This window comes from Pantoea sp. CTOTU49201, from assembly GCF_032054795.1.
Classification (GTDB): Bacteria; Pseudomonadota; Gammaproteobacteria; order Enterobacterales; family Enterobacteriaceae; genus Pantoea; species Pantoea symbiotica.
The window spans coordinates 3,927-10,720 of sequence record NZ_DAMBSA010000130.1 but is presented as its reverse complement, the minus strand read 5'-3'; the positions used below and the strand labels follow the sequence as shown (position 1 = coordinate 10,720).

At 57.0% G+C, this 6,794-nt stretch carries 7 protein-coding genes; 5 read left to right on the top strand and 2 right to left on the bottom strand.

The genetic code is table 11. The annotated features are described in order from the left end of the window. Positions 1-570: MHYT domain-containing protein (locus RTY00_RS11280; protein WP_312664490.1), on the bottom strand; the 570-nt coding region annotated here is incomplete at its 3' end. Positions 571-1,118: 548 nt separating this feature from the next. On the opposite strand from RTY00_RS11280, the gene RTY00_RS11275 reads away from it, so the two are divergent. From RTY00_RS11275 to RTY00_RS11255, 5 genes are read left to right on the top strand one after another with little or no spacing between them, the layout of a single operon-like run. Further along, complete coding sequence (locus tag RTY00_RS11275; protein ID WP_008103338.1) at positions 1,119-1,688, top strand: spore coat protein U domain-containing protein; 570 nt, start codon at positions 1,119-1,121, stop codon at positions 1,686-1,688. Positions 1,689-1,726: 38 nt separating this feature from the next. Continuing rightward, positions 1,727-2,221: a spore coat U domain-containing protein gene (locus tag RTY00_RS11270; protein WP_312664492.1), complete on the top strand. Its 495-nt coding sequence runs from the start codon at positions 1,727-1,729 to the stop codon at positions 2,219-2,221. A gap of 24 nt (positions 2,222-2,245) precedes the next feature. Then, entirely contained in the window at positions 2,246-2,944 is a 699-nt protein-coding gene (locus RTY00_RS11265) for a molecular chaperone (protein ID WP_409519133.1), read from the top strand. Further along, complete coding sequence (locus RTY00_RS11260) at positions 2,944-5,379, top strand: fimbria/pilus outer membrane usher protein (RefSeq protein WP_312664489.1); 2,436 nt, start codon at positions 2,944-2,946, stop codon at positions 5,377-5,379. The genes RTY00_RS11265 and RTY00_RS11260 overlap by 1 nt, the downstream gene beginning before the upstream one ends. Continuing rightward, a complete protein-coding gene (locus RTY00_RS11255; protein WP_312664488.1) occupies positions 5,376-6,341 on the top strand; it encodes a spore coat U domain-containing protein in 966 nt (321 codons plus the stop codon). The genes RTY00_RS11260 and RTY00_RS11255 overlap by 4 nt, the downstream gene beginning before the upstream one ends. Before the next feature lie 33 nt (positions 6,342-6,374). Here the strand turns inward: RTY00_RS11255 and RTY00_RS11250 are convergent. Further along, on the bottom strand, positions 6,375-6,794 hold a 420-nt coding region (locus tag RTY00_RS11250), incomplete at its 5' end, for an MFS transporter (protein WP_312664487.1).

Sequence of the window (6,794 nt, the reverse complement as noted above, 5' to 3'; positions counted from 1 at the left end):
GTAATGCATTCCGGCAATCTCAATGCCCATTACCAGCGCTGCGCAGGCGCGCAGTAACAACAGACTTTCTCCCTGGCGCAGATGAAACGCCAGCCATAACGCCGCGCCTGATGCGGCATAGGCAATCAGCACCGAGAGCGCCACCAGCGGCAGATTCCAGTCAATTGGGCTTTCAATCATCAGCGCGTTCATGCCGAGGTAATGCATGACAATGATGCCGCTGCCCATGATCAGGGTGCCGCGCACCAGGCGTCGGCGGGTGAGATGACTGCCCTGCACGCCCTGCGCAAAAGCGAAGATGGCGGTGATAATCGCCACCAGCAATGAGATGGCGGTGAGCTCGACGTCGTAGCGCATGGTCATTGGCATCATCATCGCCAGCATGCCAATAAAGTGCATCGCCCACACGCCGATGCCCATCGCGGTGCCACCGCCGATCAACCACAGTTTTGCCAGACAGCCGCGTGAAACGGCCACGCGCCCGGCGGTATCTAAGGCGGTGAACGCGGCAATGAAGGCCACGATCAGTGAAACGGTAACCAGAACGCTATCCCAGGTAACCAGCAGCATGTGCGCTCCTAAACTCCACCCGCTTCGGAGCGGGTGCGGTGTCGTCAAATTAGAACAAGGATGATAAAGCGCCGATCAAGGGCGATTAATGACCGCCTGCGGCGAAACTCAACAAAAAGTCGATCCAGACAAATCTGGAGTCGTCGTGCGGATTTTTTTTATTTTCATCGTCAGTCGTTAAGCGAAAAATTAATAATATCTGATTAATGCACGAACATAACATTGAACCGAAGCGCGCGGTAGAGGGAGGAATCATCGGCTGTTTAGTTTTTTTAACTGCTCGCTACCCCTTGTGATTACTGAGTTATCGGCGAAAAGTGTGAATTGATTAGGGAAAAATTGAACCATCGGCGTACAAGGGCCGATTTGCTGATCTATAGTAAAGAAAACTGATATAAATCATTAACCCCCCATCTAGGATTTTTCTTAGATGGCAGGCGCTTACGCTGTCGAGTCCATTGCGGCTCTTGCTTGATTTCGGATGTGTTTTGATAAATGTATGACCAGGTGAAAAAGCACTGACCTTGGATAATCAGTAAGGAATGATTATGAAACTCAAGCTTTTTCTTGTGGCTACTAGCCTAAGCGCCGCGCTAGCCCCTACTGCTGTTTTTGCCGCCACCACAACGGGAACCATCAATGCAACGTTGACGCTGACCACCGGTTGTTTGGTGAACGGTCAATCGGCAACGACAGGGGTGAACTTCGGTACCCTGAACTTTGGTAGCAGCGCAGCCACCTTTGATACGCTCAACGCCACGCTGGTCGGCGCCTCGGGTAACGGCATCTTTGTCCGCTGCACCACCGGACAAACTTTTAACGTGCAGGTCACCAGCAGTAATGCCGCTCCGGCGACCATTTACGGCACGGTGAGCGGCCAGCCGCGCTACCTGATCCTCGGCTCCAACAATACGCAGGGCATTGCCTATACGCTGTATAGCGACGCCGCCTTTACCACTGCTATCGCCAACAACACCAATATTGCTGCCAGTGGCACCACGGATCCGACGCTCGGTACCAACTACGCCATTTATGGTCGCGTGGTGGGCGGCGGCTTTAACCCGTTGATTCCCGCAGGCACCTACACCGACACCATTAACGTGGCGGTGAATTACTGAGGGAAAGGATAATCAGGGTGGCCGTGGTGCAGCGGTTGATGCACAGTGCAGGCGGCCTTGCCCTGCTGATAGGGAGCGTCTCCGCCTGGGGGTTGCCCACTGCAACGTTTCAGGTTTCAGCATCAGTAGTGGCAGGCTGTGTTGTCTCCGGTACCAATACCGGGGTCTTTGGCATGCTTAACTTTGGTACCCAATCTGGCCTGGCTGCAAGCAGCGTCAGCGCCAGCTATGTGCAAAGCACCACTATCACTCTCGCCTGCACGCCAGGCACCGCCGTGAGCATGAGCATCAACGGTGGCAACAACTACACCTCCTCGCGCAACCTCAAAAATACCAGTAGCACCAATACCGTGGCCTACAGCCTGTATACCAATGCGGCACATACCGTGGCGATCCCCGTGAGTAGCGCTGTGGCACTGAGCTACAGCAATGCCAATAACATCACTTTGCCGATTTACGGCTTATTAACACTGCCCGGCCCCACGCGCGCCGGGACGTATACCGACACCTTAACCGTCACGCTGAGTTGGTGACGGCGTCAATAAGAAGGATGAATGATGATGAACCTGCGCGCCCTGATTCTGTTGTTATGTATGGCACTAACGCCTGCGGTGCACGCCGCAAATTCTCTTATGGTGTGGCCGATCGATCCGGCAATCGATCCACAAGATAAAGCCAGCGAGCTGTGGCTGGAAAACCGTGGCAACGCCACCACCATGATGCAGGTGCGCATCTTCAGCTGGCAGCAGGTCAACGGTCAGGAGCAGTATCAAACCCAGCAGCAAGTGGTGGCGAGCCCGCCGATGGTGCGGCTGGAGCCAGGGCAAAAGCAGCTGGTGCGTTTAATCAAGCAAACGCCGCCCGAAGCCGGACGTGAGATGTCCTATCGCGTGGTGCTGGATGAGATCCCTACCCCGCGCACGCCGGGCGAGAATCAGGCTGGACTGACGTTCCAGATGCGCTACTCAGTGCCGCTGTTTGTTTACGGCAACGGCGTAACACGCGACACGGCGAAACCGCAGCTGAGCTGGCAGGAAGTGAACAGCGGCGGCAAGCGCTGGCTGGAGCTGACCAATCACGGTAACGGTCATGCACGGTTAAGCAACGTCACCATTGGCGGACGCAAAATGGGCAACGGCTTGTTTGGCTACGTGCTGGCCAACAGCAGCCATCGCTGGCCGTTAACCCGCAGCGTAAGCGGTGAACTGTCGGCCGAAATGAACAAAGGCCACTGGAGCAGCGCTGCCGCGCGTTGATGAAGTTAACGCCGCATCCCTGCGCGCTGGCCGTTGCCAGCGTGCTCTGTATCAGCCCGATGAGTAGCAGCGCGGAGACTTTCTCCGAACTGCCACCGCCGCCTGCGCTGGAGAATAACGCCAGCGGCCAGCAATACATGCTGGAGCTGGTGGTGAATCAGGGCGAACGTGGCGACATCGTGCCGGTTGAACGTAAGAATGGTGATTTCTGGTTGCGACGCGGCGATCTGCAACGCGCCGGTATTCCGGCCGAGAAACTGCAAGGCCAGCAGATCGATGTCAATCAACTCAGCGGAGCGAAAGTGGAGTATGACGAACGACGCCAGCGCCTGTTACTGACGGTGCCACCCGCCTGGCTGCCGGGTCAAACCATTGGCCAACTGCAGAATGCACCGCGATTTCCCGGCCGCGCCAGCAACGGCGCCCTGCTCAATTATGACTTCTACGCCACGCGCACTGATAACGCCGGCTCGCGCCTCTCCAGCTGGAACGAGCTGCGCTTCTTTGGCCCGGTTGGGCAGTTTTCTACCAACGGTGTTTATGTGCAGCAACTGGAAGGTGGCGTTGCCGGTCAGCAGGAAGGCTATGTCCGCTACGATACCTGGTTCAGTAACGAAAACGAGAATGCGGCGATCAGCTGGCGCGCCGGGGATTTGGTAACTGATGCGTTGAGCTGGAGTAACAGCGTGCGACTGGGAGGCGTGCAGATTGGCCGCGACTTCAGCGTGCGGCCAGATTTAGTGACCTATCCGCTGCCGGCGTTTTCCGGCCAGGCGGCGGTGCCCTCTTCGGTCGATCTGTTCATTAATGGTTACCGCAGCACGCAGGCCGATGTGCAGCCGGGTCCGTGGTCGCTCACTAACGTGCCATTTGTTAACGGCGCAGGCAATGCGGTGATCACCACCACCGATGCGGTGGGCAGACAAGTCACCACCACGCTGCCGTTTTACGTCTCCAGCAGCTTGCTGAAAGCCGGGTTATCCGATTACTCGTTTTCCGCCGGTGCGATTCGCGAAAACTACGGCATAAACAATTTTGATTACGGCGCAGCGGCGGCCAGCGGTTCGTATCGCTACGGTATCAACGACTGGCTGACGCTGGAGAGTCACGCAGAAGGCAGCGACAGCGTGGCGATGGGCGGCGCAGGTGGGCTGGTGAAGGTCGGCAGTTTTGGCGTGGTGAATGGTGCGCTGGCACAAAGCCAGATGGATGGCAATCCAGGCACGCAATACAGCTGGGGCTATCAATACAACAACAGCTGGTTCAGCCTCGGAACTCAGCACATCATTCGCAGTGCCGATTTCGGCAACCTCGCGCTGGTTGGCAGTCGTGGCGACAGCGCGAACACCAGCTATTCGCTGGCACGACGCAGCGCGCAGTACACTGCCAGCGTGTCGCTGAATGATTACGGCAGCCTGGGATTGGCCTATTTTGATATCTCCGGCGGTAACGGTGACCGCACACGTTTACTGAATCTGTCGTGGAGTAAAAATCTGTGGGGCAACAGCAGTTTGTACATCTCCGCCAGCCGCGATCAGGAACAGGGCAACTGGAGCGGTGCGATTTCGTTGGTCATTCCGTTTGGCGAACAGAGCAGCGCCTCGGTCAGCACCGAACGCGATCAGGAGGGCAATAACAGCCAGCGACTGTATGTATCGCGCGCCATGCCAACCGACGGTGGCTTCTCCTACGATGCCGCGTGGGCCAATCAGGCCAGCGACAGCGGCGATTATCGCCAGGCCAGCCTGCGTTATCGCAACAACAAAATTGATACTTCAGCCGGTTTCTATGGCGACAACGACAACACCACGCAATGGGCCGATTTCACCGGCTCTGTGGTGTTGATGGATAACCGCGTGTTCGCTGCCAACGATATCAATGATGCCTTTGTAGTGGTGAAAACCGATTATCCCGACGTGACGGTGCGTTATGAGAACCAAACCATGGGTCGCACTGACAAAGAGGGCTATCTGCTGGTGCCCTCAATCAGCAGCTATTACGGCGCGAAGTACGATATCGATACGCTGGATCTGCCTGCCGATCGCACCGCGCCGAAGGTCGAACAGCGCTTTGCGGTGAAGCGTAAGAGCGGCTATCTGCTCAACTTCCCGGTCGAGCGCCTGCGCGCCGCCAGCGTAGTACTGCATGACAGCAATCATCAGCCGCTGCCGATTTCCAGCCAGGTGTTACGTCCGAATCAGGCCACCGAATATGTCGGCTGGGACGGCATTGTGTGGATGGAAGATCTCGCTGCCAGCAACCCGATCCACGTGGTGACGCCCGATGGACGCAGTTGCGATACGCAACTGGAGATTGCCGACGGCCAGCCAAAAGCGCTGGAAACCTACGGACCGCTTACCTGCCCGCTGCCACCGCCGCCACAAGGTTCGGCGGTGAGTAGCGCGGATAATTCACAGTCAGGGATTTCACCATGAGAAAGCTTCTGCTCCTGCTGGCGCTATTTATATTGCCGGGTACCAGCTATGCGCTCTGTACCTTATCAGCGCCTACTGCGACCTTTGGTTCGGTCACCACATTTTCGGTGGCTTCGACGGTGAATAACACCTCCAGTACCACCAACGTGAATTGCGGCTCAGGTACGCTTTCGCTGTTGGGCTCCGACAACATCACCTATGCCTTTACCACCGCCTCAAATCTCAGCGGCACACGCGCCGTGTTGAAAACGGCCAGCGGCGGCACCGATAACATTCCGATTCAGCTGTGTATCGACAGCGCCTGCACCACCGAATTACAGCAGGGCGGCAGCTATCGCTGGAGTTCCGCCTCACTGCTGGCGTTGGGTAACACCCTCAACTTCAACATTCCGCTCTACTTCCGCACCCTTACCGGACAGGTGATAGCTGCCGGCACCTATACCACCACCATTACGCTGACCGTCAGTTATACGGTTTGTGCCGGGTTGAACGTGGCAGGATTGTGCGTGGGAACGGTGCAGTCCAGCACCGGTACGGCGATGCCGATTACCGTGAATCTGGTGGTCACCAACGATTGCACCACCATCACCGCGCCGAACGTCAGTTTTGGCAGTGCGCCTTTGGTGGGCAGTTTCTCAACGGTTCAGCAGACGATTAACGTGGTGTGTTCGAAGGGCAGCACTTATACCGTGGGCCTGAGCAACGGCAGTTACTACAGCGGCACCACGCGGCAGATGGCGAGCGGGACGAATCGGTTGGCGTATGACATCTACAAAGGCACCACCACCACCTCGCGCTGGGGACCGACCGGCACCGATCGCTGGAGCAGCACCACCTCGACCTCGTTGAATGCGGATACCGTGACGCGCAACTTTACTTATACGGCGCAGATTTTAACCACGCAGAATACGCCAGCAGCGGGGAATTATACCGATAGCGTGGTGGTGGATGTGTCGTTTTGAAAAAGGAGGTCGCCATGAATGGCGACCCTACGGTTATGCGCTGACAGGTGCTGCGCTATGTCGTGACTGATATTGCTTCACCATTCGGCCAATCAGTAGCGTACCAACTAACCCGCACACCGCCGCAAAAGAGAGCCACACGCCTGGCATCGCTTTATCGCCGGTGGCATGAATCAGATAGCTCGACACCGCTGGCGTAAAGCCGCCAAACAGCGCGGTTGCCAGGCTGTAGGCGAGCGAGAAGCCCGAAGCACGCACTTCTGCCGGCATGATCTCAGCCAGATAAACCACCATCGCGCCGTTGTAACTGGCATACAGGAATGACAGCCAAAGCTCGGCCTCAACCAGACGGGCAAAGGTCGGCGCGCCCACCAGCCAATGCAGCACCGGCCAGGTGGTTAAAATCATCAGGATGGTGCAGACAATCAGCAGCGGACGACGACCAATGCGGTC

Coding starts and splice junctions, on each gene's coding strand:
- RTY00_RS11275 (WP_008103338.1), top strand. CDS start 1,119: ATGAAACTCAAGCTTTTTCTTGTGGCTACTAGCCTAAGCGCCGCGCTA.
- RTY00_RS11270 (WP_312664492.1), top strand. CDS start 1,727: ATGCACAGTGCAGGCGGCCTTGCCCTGCTGATAGGGAGCGTCTCCGCC.
- RTY00_RS11265 (WP_409519133.1), top strand. CDS start 2,246: ATGATGAACCTGCGCGCCCTGATTCTGTTGTTATGTATGGCACTAACG.
- RTY00_RS11260 (WP_312664489.1), top strand. CDS start 2,944: ATGAAGTTAACGCCGCATCCCTGCGCGCTGGCCGTTGCCAGCGTGCTC.
- RTY00_RS11255 (WP_312664488.1), top strand. CDS start 5,376: ATGAGAAAGCTTCTGCTCCTGCTGGCGCTATTTATATTGCCGGGTACC.